General features: G+C 68.7%; 18 protein-coding genes. 14 read left to right on the forward strand and 4 right to left on the reverse strand.

The window, feature by feature from the left end; genetic code table 11:
• Nucleotides 1-7: 7 nt before the first annotated feature.
• The 5 genes from AC0IZJ_RS20150 (at nucleotide 8) to AC0IZJ_RS20170 (ending at nucleotide 5,435) form a co-directional block, all read left to right on the forward strand.
• On the forward strand, nucleotides 8-433 hold the full coding sequence (locus tag AC0IZJ_RS20150) for a response regulator (RefSeq protein ID WP_471853132.1): 426 nt from the start codon (nucleotides 8-10) through the stop codon (nucleotides 431-433).
• 7 nt (nucleotides 434-440) lie between these two features.
• Entirely contained in the window at nucleotides 441-1,580 is a 1,140-nt protein-coding gene (locus AC0IZJ_RS20155; RefSeq protein ID WP_471853133.1) for an ATP-binding protein, read from the forward strand.
• Nucleotides 1,577-2,476 (forward strand): diguanylate cyclase domain-containing protein, encoded by a 900-nt coding sequence (locus tag AC0IZJ_RS20160; protein ID WP_471853134.1) that lies wholly within the window; start codon nucleotides 1,577-1,579, stop codon nucleotides 2,474-2,476. Before AC0IZJ_RS20155 ends, AC0IZJ_RS20160 begins: the two co-directional genes overlap by 4 nt.
• A gap of 262 nt (nucleotides 2,477-2,738) precedes the next feature.
• Nucleotides 2,739-4,610: a phosphoenolpyruvate carboxykinase (GTP) gene (locus tag AC0IZJ_RS20165; RefSeq protein ID WP_471853135.1), complete on the forward strand. Its 1,872-nt coding sequence runs from the start codon at nucleotides 2,739-2,741 to the stop codon at nucleotides 4,608-4,610.
• Between the two features lie 141 nt (nucleotides 4,611-4,751).
• Nucleotides 4,752-5,435 (forward strand): CAAX prenyl protease-related protein, encoded by a 684-nt coding sequence (locus AC0IZJ_RS20170; RefSeq protein WP_471853136.1) that lies wholly within the window; start codon nucleotides 4,752-4,754, stop codon nucleotides 5,433-5,435.
• On the opposite strand, the gene AC0IZJ_RS20175 is transcribed toward AC0IZJ_RS20170, so the two are convergent.
• Complete coding sequence (locus AC0IZJ_RS20175) at nucleotides 5,404-6,180, reverse strand: helix-turn-helix domain-containing protein (RefSeq protein ID WP_471853137.1); 777 nt, start codon at nucleotides 6,178-6,180, stop codon at nucleotides 5,404-5,406. The two genes, AC0IZJ_RS20170 and AC0IZJ_RS20175, sit on opposite strands and share 32 nt — an antisense overlap.
• Before the next feature lie 180 nt (nucleotides 6,181-6,360).
• On the opposite strand from AC0IZJ_RS20175, the gene AC0IZJ_RS20180 reads away from it, so the two are divergent.
• From AC0IZJ_RS20180 to AC0IZJ_RS20220, 9 genes are read left to right on the forward strand one after another with little or no spacing between them, the layout of a single operon-like run.
• Nucleotides 6,361-6,825: a YiaA/YiaB family inner membrane protein gene (locus AC0IZJ_RS20180; RefSeq protein WP_471853138.1), complete on the forward strand. Its 465-nt coding sequence runs from the start codon at nucleotides 6,361-6,363 to the stop codon at nucleotides 6,823-6,825.
• 14 nt (nucleotides 6,826-6,839) lie between these two features.
• Entirely contained in the window at nucleotides 6,840-7,274 is a 435-nt protein-coding gene (locus AC0IZJ_RS20185; RefSeq protein WP_471853139.1) for a hypothetical protein, read from the forward strand.
• Nucleotides 7,271-8,053: a DUF2145 domain-containing protein gene (locus AC0IZJ_RS20190; RefSeq protein WP_471853140.1), complete on the forward strand. Its 783-nt coding sequence runs from the start codon at nucleotides 7,271-7,273 to the stop codon at nucleotides 8,051-8,053. Before AC0IZJ_RS20185 ends, AC0IZJ_RS20190 begins: the two co-directional genes overlap by 4 nt.
• Nucleotides 8,050-9,948: an MFS transporter gene (locus tag AC0IZJ_RS20195; RefSeq protein WP_471853141.1), complete on the forward strand. Its 1,899-nt coding sequence runs from the start codon at nucleotides 8,050-8,052 to the stop codon at nucleotides 9,946-9,948. The genes AC0IZJ_RS20190 and AC0IZJ_RS20195 overlap by 4 nt, the downstream gene beginning before the upstream one ends.
• Nucleotides 9,945-10,196, forward strand: coding sequence for a hypothetical protein (locus AC0IZJ_RS20200; protein WP_471853142.1), 252 nt, complete (start codon nucleotides 9,945-9,947; stop codon nucleotides 10,194-10,196). The genes AC0IZJ_RS20195 and AC0IZJ_RS20200 overlap by 4 nt, the downstream gene beginning before the upstream one ends.
• On the forward strand, nucleotides 10,193-10,453 hold the full coding sequence (locus AC0IZJ_RS20205; protein ID WP_471853143.1) for a hypothetical protein: 261 nt from the start codon (nucleotides 10,193-10,195) through the stop codon (nucleotides 10,451-10,453). The genes AC0IZJ_RS20200 and AC0IZJ_RS20205 overlap by 4 nt, the downstream gene beginning before the upstream one ends.
• 19 nt (nucleotides 10,454-10,472) lie before the next feature.
• Complete coding sequence (locus AC0IZJ_RS20210; RefSeq protein WP_471853145.1) at nucleotides 10,473-10,766, forward strand: hypothetical protein; 294 nt, start codon at nucleotides 10,473-10,475, stop codon at nucleotides 10,764-10,766.
• Nucleotides 10,751-11,506: a prolipoprotein diacylglyceryl transferase gene (locus tag AC0IZJ_RS20215; protein WP_471853147.1), complete on the forward strand. Its 756-nt coding sequence runs from the start codon at nucleotides 10,751-10,753 to the stop codon at nucleotides 11,504-11,506. Before AC0IZJ_RS20210 ends, AC0IZJ_RS20215 begins: the two co-directional genes overlap by 16 nt.
• Nucleotides 11,503-12,966: a radical SAM protein gene (locus tag AC0IZJ_RS20220; protein ID WP_471853149.1), complete on the forward strand. Its 1,464-nt coding sequence runs from the start codon at nucleotides 11,503-11,505 to the stop codon at nucleotides 12,964-12,966. Before AC0IZJ_RS20215 ends, AC0IZJ_RS20220 begins: the two co-directional genes overlap by 4 nt.
• Here AC0IZJ_RS20220 and AC0IZJ_RS20225 read toward each other — a convergent pair.
• The 3 genes from AC0IZJ_RS20225 to AC0IZJ_RS20235 are packed head-to-tail and all read right to left on the reverse strand — an operon-like array spanning nucleotide 12,929 to nucleotide 16,226.
• On the reverse strand, nucleotides 12,929-13,438 hold the full coding sequence (locus AC0IZJ_RS20225) for a hypothetical protein (RefSeq protein WP_471853150.1): 510 nt from the start codon (nucleotides 13,436-13,438) through the stop codon (nucleotides 12,929-12,931). The genes AC0IZJ_RS20220 and AC0IZJ_RS20225 overlap by 38 nt on opposite strands.
• A gap of 5 nt (nucleotides 13,439-13,443) precedes the next feature.
• Complete coding sequence (locus tag AC0IZJ_RS20230) at nucleotides 13,444-14,238, reverse strand: efflux RND transporter periplasmic adaptor subunit (protein WP_471853152.1); 795 nt, start codon at nucleotides 14,236-14,238, stop codon at nucleotides 13,444-13,446.
• Complete coding sequence (locus AC0IZJ_RS20235) at nucleotides 14,235-16,226, reverse strand: preprotein translocase subunit SecA (protein ID WP_471853153.1); 1,992 nt, start codon at nucleotides 16,224-16,226, stop codon at nucleotides 14,235-14,237. The genes AC0IZJ_RS20230 and AC0IZJ_RS20235 overlap by 4 nt, the downstream gene beginning before the upstream one ends.
• Nucleotides 16,227-16,229: the final 3 nt, after the last annotated feature.

Below are 16,229 nucleotides of genomic sequence, written 5' to 3' on the forward strand. Positions count from 1 at the left end.
GTTCACGATGAACATCCTGCTCGTCGAAGACAACCCCGCAGACATGCGCCTGGTGCGCGAAGCCATGCTGGAGCGCAATTCCGCCACGGCGCTGCACTGGGTCGCGGACGGCGATGCCGCCCTCGACTACCTGCATCGCCGCGGCGCGCATGCAGCGGCGACGGCGCCCGACCTGGTGCTGCTGGACCTGAACCTGCCCGGCATCAGCGGCAAGGAGGTGCTGTCTGAGATCAAGCAGGATCCGCAGCTCGGCAGCATTCCGGTCATCGTGCTGACGTCCTCGTCCGCCCGCCAGGACGTGCTGGACGCCTACCGCGCCCACGGCAACGCCTATATGGTCAAGCCGGCCGACTATGACGACTACCTCGACCTGGTGGACCGCATCCAGACCTACTGGCTCAGCGCGGTGCTGCTGCCGACGCGGGTGGCATGAGACCGACATGAGCCACGCGCTGTCGTCGGTGCTGCTCATTGAAGACAACCCGGGCGATGCACGCCTGGTTCGCGAGCACCTGAGCGAGCGTTTCGGCAGCAGCTGCCAGTTGCACGAAGCCTCTTCGCTGGCCGGTGGCCTGAGCTGGCTGGAGCGCCAGCGGCCCGACATCATCCTGCTCGACCTGTCCCTGCCCGACAGCCAGGGGCTGGAGACTTTCCTGGCCGTGCGTGCGCAGGCGCCCGACACGCCGGTCGTCATCCTCAGCGGCCGCGACGACGATGAGCTCGCGCTGGACGCCGTGCGTGCCGGCGCGCACGACTACCTCGCCAAGCAGCACGCCGACGGCGTGGCCCTGGCGCGCAGCATGCGTCACGCGGTGGAGCGCCACAAGGCGGAGAGCGCCTTGCGCAACGGCGAGTTGGAAGACCGCGTGGCGCAACGCACCGCCCAGCTCGAAGCCGCCAACGCCGAACTGGCCCTGTTCAACCGCTCCATCGCCCACGACCTGCGCACGCCGCTCAATGCCATCGTCGGCTTCGCCACGCTGCTGGAGCAGACCGGCGGCATCGGCACTTCCGAGAAGGCCCGCCACCAGCTGGAGATGGTGCAGAAGAGCGCCCTGGGCATGGGTGACCTCGTCAACGCGATGCTGGCCCTGTCCCAGGTCGAGCGCAGCAAGTTCCGGCGGCAGCCGCTGGACCTGTCCGCCATGGCGCAAGAGGTACTGGCCCAGCTGCAGGCGGCCGACCCGGGCCGCTCGGTGACACTGCACATCGAGGCCGGTGTGCAGGCGACGGGCGACCCGGCGCTGGTGCGCGACGTGCTCGTCAACCTGCTGGGCAATGCCTGGAAGTACACCGGCCAGACCGCCCGCCCATGGATACGATTCGCCGTGGAGCCCCACCCCGGCAACGAGGCCGTCTACGTGGTGCAGGACAACGGCGTCGGCTTTGACATGAAGGACAGTGACATGCTCTTCCAGCCCTTCCACCGGCTTGCCTCCAGCGCGGGCTTCGAGGGCACGGGCGTGGGCTTGGCCACGGTGCGGCGCATCCTGCAGCGCCACGAAGGCCGCGTCTGGGCAGAAAGCCGGCCGGGCGAACGCACCTGCTTCTTCTTCACGCTGGGGACGGCGCCCCCATGAACAGAGATCCGTACATCCTGCTGGTTGAAGACAACCCGGGCGATATCCGCCTGGTGCAGGCCATGTTCGACGACGCGCCGCCCGGCACGCTGCCGGAGCTGCTCTGGGAGCAATCGGTGCGCGGCGCGGCGGCGCGGCTGTCGAGCCAACCGGGCTGCACGGCGCTGCTGCTGGACCTGGCCCTGCCCGACAGCCACGGGCTGGCAACCCTGGCGCTGCTGCGCGACCTGGCAGGCGACGCGCCCATCATCGTGCTCTCAGGCAACGACGACGAGGACGTGGGCCTGTCGGCCGTCGTCAATGGTGCACAGGACTACCTCGTCAAGGGCTTCTTCGACGCGACCCAGCTGCGCCGCGCGCTGCAGTACGCCTCGCACCGCAAACGCGTCGAGCACGAGCTCGTCAAGCGCGCCATGCACGATCATCTCACCGGCCTGCCGACCCGCGCCCTGATGCTGGACCGCCTGGAAATGGCCCTGAACAGCGCCTCGCGCAGCGGCAGCCGAGGTGCGCTGCTGTTCATCGACCTGGACCGCTTCAAGCAGATCAACGACGAATACGGCCACGCGGCGGGCGACGCCGTGCTGCTGGCCTCGGCCCAGCGCATGCTTGCCGCCATCCGCGCCAGCGACACCGTGTCGCGGGTGGGTGGCGACGAGTTCATCGTGCTGCTGCCCGTCATCGGCGATGACGGCGCCCAGCCCGTGGCGCAGAAGATTCTCGCCGCCCTGATGCAGCCGGTCACGACGCATGGGCATGCCCTGACGGTCGGCGCAAGCATCGGCGTGGTCGAGTTCAACCCCGGCGAAGCCACTGCCGAGGCCTTGATCTCCCGCGCTGATCAGGCCATGTACACCGCCAAGCGGACGGGGCGGGCGACGGTGCATCTGGCCTGAGGCCGGTCGGACGCGGTGCGCCCGACACGGGAAAGTTACGTCAGTTTTCACGGCGACTTCGCGCAAACCCTAGGCCGCCTTCGCCACCCGAGTGAGCGTTAAGGCCACGCCAGCATGCGCCCATGCGCGTTTTGCATGAGGCGATCCAGCCTCAAAGTTACGGCCTGATTACATTGGATTCCACGCCGCCGGCCCCAGGCCCGGTGTGCTTGGGCCAGCTCCGGGGTTGCCCCAAACACATCCCCATGATTGGAGCTTTCCCATGAACCAACCCGCGATGCAGGGCCTGCGCCTGAATCTGCCTTCCTACGTCAAGAACGCCCGGCTGATCGCCTGGGTCGCCGAGATTGCGGCGCTGACCGAGGCCGCCGACATCCATTGGTGCGACGGCAGCGAGGGCGAGTACCAGCGGCTGTGCGAGCAGCTTGTCGCCGCCGGCACCTTCAAGAAGCTCAACCCCGAGCTGCGCCCCGGCAGCTACCTGGCCAGCTCCAACCCTACCGATGTCGCCCGCGTGGAGGACCGCACCTTCATCTGCTCCGAGCACAAGGCAGACGCCGGCCCGACCAACAACTGGATGGCGCCAGCCGCCATGCGCGAGCTGCTGCAGACCGGCGACCGCGCGCTGTTCAAGGGCTGCATGCGCGGCCGCACGCTCTACGTCGTGCCGTTCAGCATGGGCCCGCTGGGCAGCCCCATCGCACACATCGGCGTGGAGCTGAGCGACAGCCCCTATGTGGCCGTCAACATGCGCACGATGACGCGCATGGGCCGCGCCGTCATCGACCTGCTGGGCACCGACGGCGACTTCGTGCCCTGCGTGCACACGGTAGGCGCGCCGCTGGCGGAAGGCCAGGCCGACGTGAGCTGGCCCTGCAACACCACCAAGTACATCGTCCACTACCCCGAGACGCGCGAGATCTGGAGCTACGGCTCGGGCTACGGCGGCAACGCGCTGCTGGGCAAGAAGTGCTTCGCGCTGCGCATCGCCTCGACGATGGGGCGTGACCAGGGCTGGCTGGCCGAGCACATGCTGGTGCTGGGCGTGGAAAGCCCGTCGGGCCAGAAGCGCCACATCGCTGCGGCCTTCCCCAGCGCCTGCGGCAAGACCAACTTCGCGATGCTGATCCCGCCCGCCGCCTTCGACGGCTGGAAGATCACCACCATCGGCGACGACATCGCCTGGATCAAGCCCGGCGCCGACGGCCGGCTCTACGCCATCAACCCCGAGGCGGGCTACTTCGGCGTGGCGCCGGGCACCAACTCGCACACCAACCCCAACTGCATGGACAGCCTGCGGCGCGACGTGATCTTCACGAACGTGGCGCTGACGGACGACGGCGACGTGTGGTGGGAAGGCATGACCGACGAGCCGCCCGCCCACTGCATCGACTGGCAGGGCAAGGACTGGACCCCGGCCATCGCGAAGGCCACCGGCGCCAAGGCGGCCCACCCGAACGCGCGCTTCACCGTCGCTGCGACCAACAACCCGGCGCTGGACGAGAACTGGGACAACCCCGCCGGGGTCGCCATCGACGCCTTCATCTTCGGCGGCCGCCGCTCCACCACCGTGCCGCTGGTGACCGAGGCGCGCAGCTGGACCGAGGGTGTCTATATGGCTGCCACCATGGGCAGCGAGACGACGGCGGCAGCTGCCGGCCAGCAGGGCATCGTGCGCCGCGACCCGTTCGCGATGCTGCCCTTCATGGGCTACAACATGGCCGACTACTTCCAGCACTGGCTGGACCTGGGCGCCAAGCTTGAAGCATCAGGCGCCACGCTGCCGGCCATCTACTGCGTCAACTGGTTCCGCAAGGGCGCGGACGGCAAGTTCGTCTGGCCCGGCTATGGCGAGAACATGCGCGTGCTGAAGTGGATGCTGGACCGGCTGGACGGCACCGGCGGCGGCCAGGAGCACGTCTTCGGCGTGACGCCGGGCTACGGCGACCTGAACTGGGACGGCCTCGATTTCTCGCAGGAGAAGTTCGACACCGTCACCCGCATCGACGCTGCCGAATGGCAGGCCGAGATGAAGCTGCACGACGAGCTGTTCGCGCAACTGGCCCAAGGCCTGCCGGCCGAGCTGCCGGCGACGAAGGCGCGCATCGAGGCACGTCTGGCCGAACTCGGCTGACCGCCTTCGCACCCTGGAGCGGGCGCCTGCGGGCGCCCGTTCTGCTTTGCCGCGACGGCTTGCCGCAAGCCGCCGCCCCCTGAGGCTTGGGGGGCGGTCTTCCCTCGATCTGTCATCGCGCCCGCTTAAGCTGCGGCCGACATGCCCGCCGACTCTCCCGCGCTCAGCCCCGCTGCCCTCGCCCGCTGCATCCCCTTCATCGTTTTCATGGCGCTGCTGGCGCTGCGCGGCTATCTGCCGGACAGCCTGGGCCTGGATGCGCGCTGGATCTACGGCGTCCAGACCTTCATCGTCGCCGGACTGCTGGCCTGGTACTGGCGCGGCTACGGCGAGCTGGCGCGGCAGAACCTGCCGGACGCGCGCGAAGCCGGCTGGGCCATCGTCGTCGGCATCGTCGTGTTTGCCGTCTGGGTGCAGCTGGATGCGCCGTGGATGCAGCTCGGCACCGCCACCGCCGCATTCGTGCCGCTGGATGGTGCCGGCCAGCCGATCTGGACGCTGATCGTGCTGCGCCTGGCCGGCGCTGCGCTGATCGTGCCGGTCATGGAGGAGCTGTTCTGGCGGTCTTTCCTGATGCGCTGGGTCCAGCACCCCGGCTTCGAGCGCGTCGACCCGCAGACCGTCGGCATCAAGGCCCTGCTGCTGTCCACCTTCGTCTTCACGCTGGCCCACACCCTGTGGCTGGCCGCCATCGTCGCTGGCCTGGCCTACGCACTGCTCTATCGCAAGAGCGGCAAGCTGTGGACAGCCGTCATCGCCCATGCGGTGACGAACGGCCTGCTGGGCATCTGGGTTATCTGGACCGGCCGCTGGGAGTTTTGGTAAGGCCCAGGCCGGGTCTTTCAAGATCCCGGAACGCCTCGAACACCCAGGACCGCAGCCCGATGATGACGCTGTACGGCCGCTTGTCGGCCGACGGCAGCTTCTGGTCCAGCAGATGCTGGCGGGCGAAATCATCCGCCGTGCGCTGCAGGCGCTCGGCCAGCTCGCGGGCATGGCCGGCGCCGAACTCGCCGTGCACCAGCGTCAGCAGCTCGCCCTCGCCATCGAAGCCGCCGGCAAAGAAGTCAGCCATCACGCGCTCGCGGAAGAAGGTCATCACCGGCCCCTGCGGCCGCCAGCGCAGCGTCTTGGCCACCTTGAGCTTGTAGCGGTTGTTGGCGCGCAGCTCGATGACGCCCAGGCGGTCCAGCTTGACCAGCGCCGCGACGGCATCCGCCTCGCTGAGCCGATAGCGGGCCAGCACGTCCTCCAGCGCCCACAGGCTCAGGCAGCAGATGGCCACGAGCAGCAAAACGGGCGAAGCGACGACGGCCTGCTCCTGCTCCAGGCTCAGCTCGCGCTGCGCCGGGGCTTGCTGCGCCAGCCGCCCGGCCAGCTCGGCGAAGTCCAGCTTCAGCACGCGGCAGATCTCATCCACCCGCGACAGCGGCATCTCGCCGCCCGGCGCCAGCATGCGCTTCACACTGGACTCCGACAGCGCCAGCGCCTGGGCCAGCTCGGCATAGCTCAGGCCCTGGCTCTTCAACTCGGCCTTGATCAGGCCCACGAGGGATTGCGTGCTCGACATGGGCGCGAACGGTAGCGCATGACGGCACCGATCGCAGTGCCCGGTCGTGCGGAACCCCGATTCGGTAGCGGCAAACGCTGCCACGCGCCGCCTGCCACGCCACTGCGAACAATTCCCCTACTGGGCTTGCAGCCGCTGCGAGAAGATCGCGCCCATTCCAAAACAACAGGGAGTTTTCCGATGCCTTCCCCCATGACCATCCGCCGTGACACCGGCGCCTGGCGCTTGCAGGTCTGGGTCTCCTTTGCCATCAGCGTGCTGCTGTGCGCCTCGGGCCTGGCCTGGCTGCCCGGGCAAGACCTGGACCGCGCCTTCATGGTGATGGGCTATGTGTTCTGCCTGTCCACGGCCTTCGCGCTGGCCAAGTTCATCCGCGACAACCAGGGCCGGCAGGTCGACACGCCGATGTGGCGCGTCGTTGTCTGGGCTGGCTTTGCGCTGGCCATGGGCCTGACGGGCTGGGGCCTGTGGCGCATGGAGATTCAGCCGGTGTGGAAGGCCTATTTGGGCGTCTGCTGGCTGTACCTCATTTCAAACGTCTTCACGTTGGCCAAGATGTTGCGCGATGCGCACGAGGCCGACCTGCTCGAAGCCCGTCTGCAGGGCCGCCGCGAAGCGCTGGCCGGCGATACCGAAACGCTGTGAACCGAAAGCCCATGATGAAACCGCTGCTTGCCGCCCTCACCCTGTCCCTCGCGCTGTCTGCTCACACTCACGCCCACGCCCAGTCGGAGCTGAGCGCCATCTCGGTCGCGCCGATCGCCTTGTCCGTCGCCGCGGTCAGCGCGACCGGCGCCGCGCTCAGCGTCGTGCCCGCGTCGCTGCTGTCGGCCGGCGTGACGCTGGTGGTCGTCAGCGTCGAGGTCGTCGGCGGCGTCACCGTCTGGGTGCTGGAGCGCGCGTCGGACGGCGCCCGCATCAGCCTGCGCACCGCCGGCAAGCTGGCCAAGGGCGTCGTCGTGTCGGCCGGCACGGCGGTGGCGGTGTCCGTCATCGGCACCGGCGTCGTGCTGTCCGCCGCCGGCGAGGTCATCGCCTTCATCCCCAACGAGATCGGCAAGGCGCTGCTTCACAACGAACAGGTGAGCCGGTGAGATTCTTCGCGGCGCTGCTGCTGCTCGCGGCAGTCGCCTCCGCCCACGCCGGCCGCTCCTGCGAGGAAAAGCCGCCGACGACCCGCCAGATCGAGCAGGGGCTCAACCTCGCCCAGGCCACGGCCAAACAGCTGGACGCGTCGGGCGCCCAGGTCGCCGTGCTGGCCCGCGCGGGGCAGGACCTGTCCAAGTACGGCCTGAAGTGGTCGCACCTGGGCTTTGTGTACAAGGACACGACGCAGGAGCCCGCCGTCTGGCGCGTCGTGCACAAACTCAACCACTGCGGCACCGACCACGCCGCCCTCTACCGCCAGGGCCTGGGCGAGTTCTTCCTCGACAACCCCTACCGCTACGACGCCGCCTTCGTCGTGCTCAAGCCCGAGCTGCAGCAGGCGCTGCTTCCCGTGCTGGCCGACAACGCCCGAGTCGCCCGCCTCAACGAGCGGCGCTACAGCATGGTGGCCTATGCCTTCGGCACGACCTACCAGCAGAGCAACCAATGGGTGCTGGAGACGCTGGCCAGCGCCGCCGCGCCCGGCATCGCCAGCCGCCGCGCCGCGCAGGACTGGCTGAAGAGCCAGGGCTACGAACCCACCGACCTGCATCTGTCCACCATGACCCGCCTGGGCGGCCGCCTGACCCAGGCCAACATCGCCTTCGACGATCATCCGAGCGCGCGCCGCTTCAGCAGCCACATCGACACGGTCACCGTGGACTCGATGTTTGCATGGCTGCCGCGAGCCAACCTGTCCGACGCACCCCAACAAGTCCAGAAATGAGCACAGAACATCCGAACCAGTTTGCGCTCCTGGGCCAACGCCGCTTCGCGCCGTTCTTCTGGACGCAGTTCCTCGGCGCCGCGAACGACAACGTCTTCAAGTTCGCGTTCACGCTGATGATCACCTACCAGCTGCAGCTGGACTGGCTGCCGCCCAGCCATGCGGGCCTGGTCATCGGCGCGCTGTTCATCCTGCCGTATGTGCTGTTCTCGGCCACCAGCGGCCAGCTCGCCGACAAGCACGACAAGGCGCGGCTGATGCAGCTCGTGAAGAGCCTGGAGATCGCCATCATGGCGATTGCCGCCTGGGGCTTCTACGCGGCCAACGTGCCGGCGCTGCTGGGCTGCGTGTTCCTGATGGGCCTGCACTCGACGCTGTTCGGCCCGGTCAAGTACGCCTACATGCCGCAGCAGCTGAGCGAGCGCGAGCTGACCGGCGGCAACGGCATGGTGGAGATGGGCACCTTCGTCGCCATCCTGCTGGGTCAGCTGGCGGGCGGCATCCTGGTCGACACGCCCGTCGTCGGCCCGCAGCACGTGGCCTGGGCCTGCCTGGCGCTGGCCGTGCTCGGCCGCGTCACCGCACAGGCAATTCCCCCCAGCCCGTCGACCGACGCTAACCTCGTCATCAACTGGAACCCCTTCACCGAGACCTGGCGCAACCTCAAGCTCGCGCACGAGGGCCTGGCCGTGTTCCGCTCCCTCTTGGGCATCTCGTGGATGTGGTTCTTCGGTGCCGTGTTCCTCAGCAACTTCCCGGCCTTCGCCAAGGAGGTGCTGCACGGCAGCCCGCAGGTCGCGTCGCTGCTGCTGGCGGTGTTCTCCATCGGTATCGGCATCGGCTCGCTGATGTGCGAGATGCTGTCCAAGCGCCACGTCGAGATCGGCCTCGTGCCGCTGGGCGCCATCGGCATGAGCGTGTTCGCCATCGACCTCTACTTCGCCGCCAGCGGCTTGCCGGCGAGCGAGCCCTACACGGTCAGCGGCTTCCTCGCGGTGACGGCCCACTGGCGCGTGCTGGTGGACCTGACGCTGCTGGCCCTGTTCGCCGGCCTGTACAGCGTGCCCATGTACGCGCTGATCCAGTTGCGTGCCCAGCCCAGCCACCGCGCGCGAATCATTGCCGCCAACAACATCCTGAACGCCGTCTTCATGATCGCCAGCAGCGTCATCGCCGGCGCCATGCTGAGCGCGGGCCTGACCATCCCGCAGGTCTTCCTGGCCGTCGGCATCGCCAACGCGGTCGTCGCGTTCTACATCTTCCTCATCGTGCCGGAGTACCTGCTGCGCTTCGCCGCCTTCGTGCTGACGCGCATCGTCTACCGCTTCCGCGTCGTCCACGACGAGCGCATCCCCACGACCGGCCCGGCCGTGCTGGTCTGCAACCACGTGTCCTTCGTCGACGCCGTGCTGCTGATGGCCGCCAGCCCGCGCCCCATCCGCTTCCTGATGGACGCGCAGATCTTCAAGACCCCGGTGCTGGGCTGGATGTTCAAGCTCGCCAAGGCCATCCCCATCGCGCCGGCCAAGACCGACCCGGCGACCTACGACGCCGCCTTCGCCGCCGCCCGCGCCGTGCTGGCCGACGGCGAGATGGTCTGCATCTTCCCTGAGGGCGGCATCACGCGCGACGGCACGTTGCAGCCCTTCAAGGGCGGCGTCATGAAGCTCATCGACGGCCTGCCCGACGTGCCCGTGATCCCGATGGCGCTGGGCAACCTGTGGGGCAGCTATTTCTCGCGGGTCGAGGGCGGCAAGGCCATGAGCAAGCCGATGCGGCGGGGGTTCTGGAGCCGGATCAGCCTGACGGTGGATGAGCCGCTGAAGCAGGCCAAGATCACACCCGAGGTGCTGCGCGAGCGCGTGGCCAGGCTGCTGGCACCGCAGACAGCATGAGCGCCGCCGCGTCATCGCTGGGCCGTGGGTTGCTGGTCATCGTGCTGGCAGTCGGCGTGTTGGGCTTCGGCGCCATCGGGCTGTGCGGCGGCATCTTCACAGTGACCTTGCTGACGGATCTCAGTGCGGCGGCGATGCTGATCCTGTCGCTGCCATGTTTCATCGGTGGCTTCTTCATGGTCTGGGTCTGCGTGCAGAAGATCCGGCGCGCGCTGAACCCGTCGCCGCCCAACGAGGACGCCTCATGAGCGGCAACTCCGGCTCCAAAGCCGGCCGCCTCCTTGTCGTCGGCCTGCTGATGGCAGCCGTGCTGGGTTTCGGCCTGGCCGGACTGTGCGGCGCGGTGTTCACCGCCATTGGCCTGGGCGGCGTGACTTTCTCGGAGAGGCATGACCCCTATTCCGTTGCCATCCTCGTCATCTCCGTGCCCAGCCTGCTGATCGGCGGCGGGCTGGCCTGGTGGTGCGGCTACAGGCTGGCGAAGCGCTGGCGCGACGACGCCTAATCGCCGGCGCCATCGCTTCATGACCATCTCCGGCATTGGGCGGGCCCTGCTGATTTGCGTGCTGACTCTCGCCACGCTGGGTTTCGGCCTTGCCGGCCTGTGCGGAGCGGTGTTCACGATCACGACCTTGCCGGACGTTTTCAACATGCTCATCACGGGCAACTTTGACGGTTTCTTCACCAAGCGGGCGCCAAGCGGCGGCATCCGGTTTGGAGTCGGCAGCACCCTGGAAATCTCGGTGCCCAGTCTGCTGATCGGCACAGGTGTGGCTTGGTGGTGTGGCCGCAGGATCTGGAAGTGGCTGAACAAGTGATCGCCGACGCCGCCACCGCCGCCTGGGTCCACACCGCCTTCGCCTGGGCCGGCATGGCGCTGGGCGCGGCGATGTGGCGCCGGACCTTGAAACGCCAACAGCGCGGCGGCGCGCTGGCACCGGGCAACTTCGGCGTGCTCGTCGGCTTGCTGATCGGCGCCGCCATGGGCAACAAGCTCGTCTTCCTCATCGAGCGACCCGATGTCTTGCTCGCCATGTGGCAAGGCGGCGCGCTCATGTTCCCAGGGCAAAGCATCGTCGGCGGCCTGCTGGGAGGCCTCATCGGCGTGGAGATCGCGAAGAAGCTCACCGGCCAGACCCGCAGCACCGGCGACGCGATGGTGCTGTCCATCGCGGTGGGCCTGGCCATCGGCCGCATGGGCTGTTTCTTCGCCGGCCTGCATGACGACACCTACGGCCTGCCGACGACTGCCCCGTGGGGCGTGGACTTTGGAGACGGCATCCCGCGACACCCGACCCAGCTCTACGAGATCGCCGTCGTGCTGCCGCTGGGCCTCGCACTGCACCGCGCCCGCTTCGCCACGCCCGGCCTCGTCTTCAAGCTCTACCTCAGCACCTACCTGCTGTGGCGCTTCGGCGTCGAGTTCCTCAAGCCCGTGCCCGTCGCCTATCCCTTGGGCCTGTCAGGCATCCAGTGGACCTGCCTCGTCGCACTGGCTATCTACACACCCCTCGTGCTGCGCGCCTGGCGCCGCCCACCTCAACTGGCCACGTCATGACGCGCAAGGTCCGCCCCTACCTGTTCTACGACACGACGCAGTCCGTCTGCACGACCTGCCTGCGCCCGGTCGAAGCCAAGATCGTCATCAAGGACGACATGGTCTACATGGACAAATGGTGCCCAGCCCACGGCACCGAGCGCGTGCTCGTCAGCGACGACGCGGCCTACTACCGGCAATGCCGCGAGGTCTTCGTGAAGCCGCCCGAGATGCCGCAGCGCTTCGCCACGCCGATGAAGTACGGCTGCCCCTACGACTGCGGCCTGTGCCCCGACCACATGCAGCACAGCTGCCTGTCCCTCATCGAGATCAGCGACCACTGCAATCTGCGCTGCCCCACCTGCTACGCGGGCTCGGGGCCGGAACGGCTGTCGCACCGCACGATGGACGAGGTCATCGCGATGCTGGACGCCGTCGTCGCCAGCGAGGGCGAGGCCGACGTGGTGCAGATCTCCGGCGGCGAGCCGACGCTGCACCCGCAGTTCTTCGACATCCTCGACGCGGCCAAGGCGCGGCCCATCAAGCATCTGATGGTCAACACGAATGGGCTGCGCATCGCCCAGGATGCGGCCTTTGCCGAGCGACTGGCGGGTTATGCGCCGGGGCTGGAGGTCTACCTGCAATTCGACTCGCTGCGGCGCGAGGCGCTGATGGACCTGCGCGGCGCCGACTTGCGCGGGCCGCACGATGCGGCGCTGGCGAGGCTGGACGCGCTCGGCATCTCGACGACGCTGGTAATGACGGTGAAGCGCGGCATCAACGACGACGAGATCGGCGACGTCATCCGCCACGGCCAGAGTTTTGCCTGCGTGCGCGGCGTGACGCTCCAACCCATCCAGAACGCAGGCCGCGTGGAGGCCTACGACGCCGCGAAGCATCGCCTGACCGTCAGCGAACTGCGCCGCCGCATCGCCGAGCAGAGCGGCGTCTTCACGCTGGCCGATGTGCTGCCGGTGCCTTGCAACCCCGACACGCTGGCGATGGCCTACGCGCTGCGTGGCCCCGCGGGATTGGTGCCGCTGACGCGCTATCTGGACGCAGCCACCTTGCTCAGCGGCGACCGCAGCACCATCGTCTTCGAGGGCGACCCGGCGCTGAAGGCGTCGGTGTTCAAGCTGTTCTCCACCAACCACTCGCCGGAGAGCCAGTCCAACTGCCTGTCGGAGCTGCTGTGCTGCCTGCCCAAGATCGATGCACCGCAGCTCAGCTACCGCGACGTCTTTCGCGTGCTCATCGTGCAGTTCATGGACGCGCAGTCGCTGGACATCCGCGCGCTGAAGAAGAGCTGCATCCACATCGCGCGGCCGGACGGCCGCATGGTGCCCTTCGAGGCCTACAACCTGTTCTACCGCGACGAGCGCCAGGCCGAGCTAGCCGCGATCCGCGCCGAGATCGATGCGCAGCGGGAGCAGCGTCTGCAATTCAGGCCGAAGGCGGCTGCGTCTCTCGTCCGCGCCTGAACAACCGCTTCACACGCAGCTTGATCGCCCGCGCCGAGCGCCACACGGCGCTGGCGCGCACCCAGGCGAGCAGCTCGGCCTTCCACGCCGTCCAGCGCCGATGTACGCGGGAGAACCAGGGCAGCTGCATCAACGCCGGCTGGATGAGCTGGAACAGCCAGGCCAGCAAGGCCGTGCCGATCAGCTTGGCGGCGACGATGACCGCGATGCCCAGCGTCACGCGCCCTTCGGCCACCAGCCACACGGCCAGCAGCTTGATGGGCAGGATCAGCAGGCTGGGCAGCAGCAGCACGACTAGGGCCCAGCGCGGCGGCAGGCGCTTGAGCAGGGCCTCGAACTGCCGGATGACCGGCAGCTTGGCCAGCAGCGCGAACACGCGCCGTAGCGGTTCCCAGCCCCATTCCTCGAAGAGGATGAGCAGCGCAAGAACGACTCGAATGAGCCAACGCAGCGGGGCCAGAAGATGCTTCATCGTCCCTACAGCTTGACGCGGCAGCGCAGCCCCGCCGGCAGTTCGCCCTTTGCGTTGGCGATCTCGGCCACGATGCCGAAGGTTCCGGCGGCGGCGTCCAACACGCGGTCCACCGTGCGGACCTTGGCCTGGATGGGCTTGTCGGCGAACGGCGCCTCGGGCGTGACGCTGACGATCTGGCCTACCTTGACCTGCGTGAAAGCCTTGACCGGGAGCAGGGCCTGCACCTTGAGCGGGTTCGTCTGCGCGATCTTCAGCACGGGCTTCTTGGTGTCGCTGCTGTCCATCAGTGCGCCGGGGTAGAGGTACTGGTCGACCACGACGCCGCTGAACGGCGCGAGGATCTGGCGGCGCCGCAGTTGGTCCACAGCCTGTCGGTGGTCGAGGCGGGCAATCTGGTTGTTCTCCGTGGCCGTCTTCAGTTCGGCCTCGGCCAACTTGAGTTCGGCCTGCGCGTCTTCAACGGCCTGGGCGGAAACAAATTCCTCCGCCAGCAGGTCCTGCAAGCGCCGCGCCTTCTCGCGCAGCGCGCCGACCCTGGCGTTCGCCAGCTGGGCCTGGCCTTGGGCGTCGGCGCGGGCCTTGGCCGAATCCGCCGCGCTGGCCTCCACGCTGCTCTCGATGCTGACCAGCACCTGGCCCTGGCGGATGGCGTCGCCACGGCGCGCATGCACGCGTTCCAGGATGCCGACGACGGGGCTGCGGATCTCCACCGTCTGGGCGGGTTCGATCATGCAGTCGTAGTCGGCGGCAAAGGCCGGCGAAGCGGCCAGCAAGGCAAGAAGGGCGTTGGGTTTCATGTCGTGGTGCCTGCAATGCCGATGATGCGATGAAGTTCGCGATCCTGGCGCAAGGTTTGTTTTCTCATCTGCCAGGCGCGGCGCTCGGCGTCGCCCTGGGCGACAAGCACCGCCAGCGGCAAGCCCTGACCCCGGGCCAGGGCCGCGCGCAACGGCGCGGGCAGCGTCTTGAAGAGCGGGTCGTCCGCCGCCACCAGCGCGCGCACGCTGCCGGGCTGGCCCTGGCGGCCGCTACGGCCGAAGAGCTGGCGATCGACGCGCGGGGACTCGTGGTATTCGGTGAGGATGACGTGCAGGCCGCCGGCAGCGAGAGCCGCCGGGTCGGGCTTGATGTCGGTGCCGCGGCCGGCCATGTTGGTGGCGACCGTGATGCGACCGGAGATGCCCGCGGCGGCCACGACGGCGGCCTCCTCGGCGTCCTGGCGCGCGTTCAGCACGACGACGTCGACGCCGCGTTCGGCGAACACGGCCGCGACGGCCTCGCTGGCCTCGACGCTGCGTGTGCCCACCAGCACGGCCTGGCCGCGCGTGGCGGCCGCGATGGCGTCGTCAGCCACAGCCTGCCACTTGGTCGATGAGTTAGCAAAGCAGGCCGACGGCAGCACGCGGCGCGCGATGGGCTTGTTCGTCGGCAGCCGGCGCACACGCAGCCGGTAGGTGGCCCACAGCTCGGTCGCGGCCTCGGCGGCGGTGCCGGTCAGGCCGGCCAGCAGGTAGTAGCGGCGGAAGAAGCGCTGGAAGGTCATGCGCGCCAGCGTGTCGCGGCCGGCGGTGAGCTTCACGCCCTCCTTGGCCTCGATGAGCTGGTGCAGGCCCTGCTCCCAGCTGCGGTCGGCCATCACGCGGCCGGTGCTCTCGTCGACGATCTGCACCTTCAGGCCCTCCTCGGGCTTGTCGCCGGGGGCCAGGATGTAGTGCTGGTCGCGCGCGTAGAAGTGCAGCGCCGTCAGCGCCTGGCGCAGCAGCTGCTCGCGCCAGGGCCGCGCGCGCCAGACGGGGCGGATGCCGTCGGGCAGCGGCGGGCAGGCGCTCAGCGTGCCGGGCTTCAGCTCCACCTCGCGGCCGGCCTGCTTCAACGTGAAGTGCTCGCCTTCACGCAGGCCCCGCGCGGCGCCTATCGCCCAGGCCAGCAGTGCTGGCTCGTGGATGCCCTCAGCCTCCTGCGACAGGATCATCGGCGTGCGCGCCTCGTCGATGAGCACGCTGTCGGCCTCGTCGACGATGGCGAAGTGCAGTGCCGGGATCAGCGGCTCGGGCGCATCGCCACGCACGAAGCCACGTACGCCCGCCACGCGGCCCGGCAGCAGGCCATGACCAGCGAGGCGGTCCTTCAGGTAGTCGAACACCAGCTCCTTGCCGCTGACGTAGCAGACGCTATGGCGGTAGGCGGCGCGGCGCTCGGCGGGCTCCATGCCGCCTTTGACAAAGCTGCCGCTCAGGCCGAAATAGTCGAACAGCGGCCGCATCTCCGCGCAGTCGCGCTCGGCCAGGTAGTCGTTGGTGCTGATGACGTGTACGCGCGCGCCGCTGGCGGCCATGACCGTGGCGGCCAGCGCGGCAACCAAGGTCTTGCCCTCGCCGGTGCGCATCTCGGCCAGGCGGCCGGTGATGAGCAGGCGCGCACCGGCGAACTGCACGGGGTGGGGCCACAGGCCCAGCTTGCGGCGCGCAGCTTCTCCGACAGCGCCGAGCGCGCGGGCCAGCGCGGCGGCGTCGTTCGCATCGGCGCGCAAGGCGGCCATCGCGCCATGCAGTCGCTGCGCCAGGTCTGCGTCGCTCGTCTCACGCAGCGGCAGCGCTGTGATGGCCGCATTCAGCGCGGCGATGCTGCGGGCCGACTCGCTCTGCACGGGCAGCCAGCCGGTGCTGTCGCGCAGCCAGCGCTCCAGCTTCGCGTCGCCCTCGGCACCGCGCTCGTCGCGCAGCGTGTCGGCGCGGCGGAACTCCGGGCCGGCGAGGGCGCGCAGCCAGCGGAGGTCGGCCGTCATGGG

The organism is Roseateles sp. AC306, from assembly GCF_979253795.1.

Coding starts and splice junctions, on each gene's coding strand:
- AC0IZJ_RS20150 (WP_471853132.1), top strand. CDS start 8: ATGAACATCCTGCTCGTCGAAGACAACCCCGCAGACATGCGCCTGGTG.
- AC0IZJ_RS20155 (WP_471853133.1), top strand. CDS start 441: ATGAGCCACGCGCTGTCGTCGGTGCTGCTCATTGAAGACAACCCGGGC.
- AC0IZJ_RS20160 (WP_471853134.1), top strand. CDS start 1,577: ATGAACAGAGATCCGTACATCCTGCTGGTTGAAGACAACCCGGGCGAT.
- AC0IZJ_RS20165 (WP_471853135.1), top strand. CDS start 2,739: ATGAACCAACCCGCGATGCAGGGCCTGCGCCTGAATCTGCCTTCCTAC.
- AC0IZJ_RS20170 (WP_471853136.1), top strand. CDS start 4,752: ATGCCCGCCGACTCTCCCGCGCTCAGCCCCGCTGCCCTCGCCCGCTGC.
- AC0IZJ_RS20175 (WP_471853137.1), bottom strand. CDS start 6,180: ATGTCGAGCACGCAATCCCTCGTGGGCCTGATCAAGGCCGAGTTGAAG.
- AC0IZJ_RS20180 (WP_471853138.1), top strand. CDS start 6,361: ATGCCTTCCCCCATGACCATCCGCCGTGACACCGGCGCCTGGCGCTTG.
- AC0IZJ_RS20185 (WP_471853139.1), top strand. CDS start 6,840: ATGAAACCGCTGCTTGCCGCCCTCACCCTGTCCCTCGCGCTGTCTGCT.
- AC0IZJ_RS20195 (WP_471853141.1), top strand. CDS start 8,050: ATGAGCACAGAACATCCGAACCAGTTTGCGCTCCTGGGCCAACGCCGC.
- AC0IZJ_RS20200 (WP_471853142.1), top strand. CDS start 9,945: ATGAGCGCCGCCGCGTCATCGCTGGGCCGTGGGTTGCTGGTCATCGTG.
- AC0IZJ_RS20205 (WP_471853143.1), top strand. CDS start 10,193: ATGAGCGGCAACTCCGGCTCCAAAGCCGGCCGCCTCCTTGTCGTCGGC.
- AC0IZJ_RS20210 (WP_471853145.1), top strand. CDS start 10,473: ATGACCATCTCCGGCATTGGGCGGGCCCTGCTGATTTGCGTGCTGACT.
- AC0IZJ_RS20220 (WP_471853149.1), top strand. CDS start 11,503: ATGACGCGCAAGGTCCGCCCCTACCTGTTCTACGACACGACGCAGTCC.
- AC0IZJ_RS20225 (WP_471853150.1), bottom strand. CDS start 13,438: ATGAAGCATCTTCTGGCCCCGCTGCGTTGGCTCATTCGAGTCGTTCTT.
- AC0IZJ_RS20230 (WP_471853152.1), bottom strand. CDS start 14,238: ATGAAACCCAACGCCCTTCTTGCCTTGCTGGCCGCTTCGCCGGCCTTT.
- AC0IZJ_RS20235 (WP_471853153.1), bottom strand. CDS start 16,226: ATGACGGCCGACCTCCGCTGGCTGCGCGCCCTCGCCGGCCCGGAGTTC.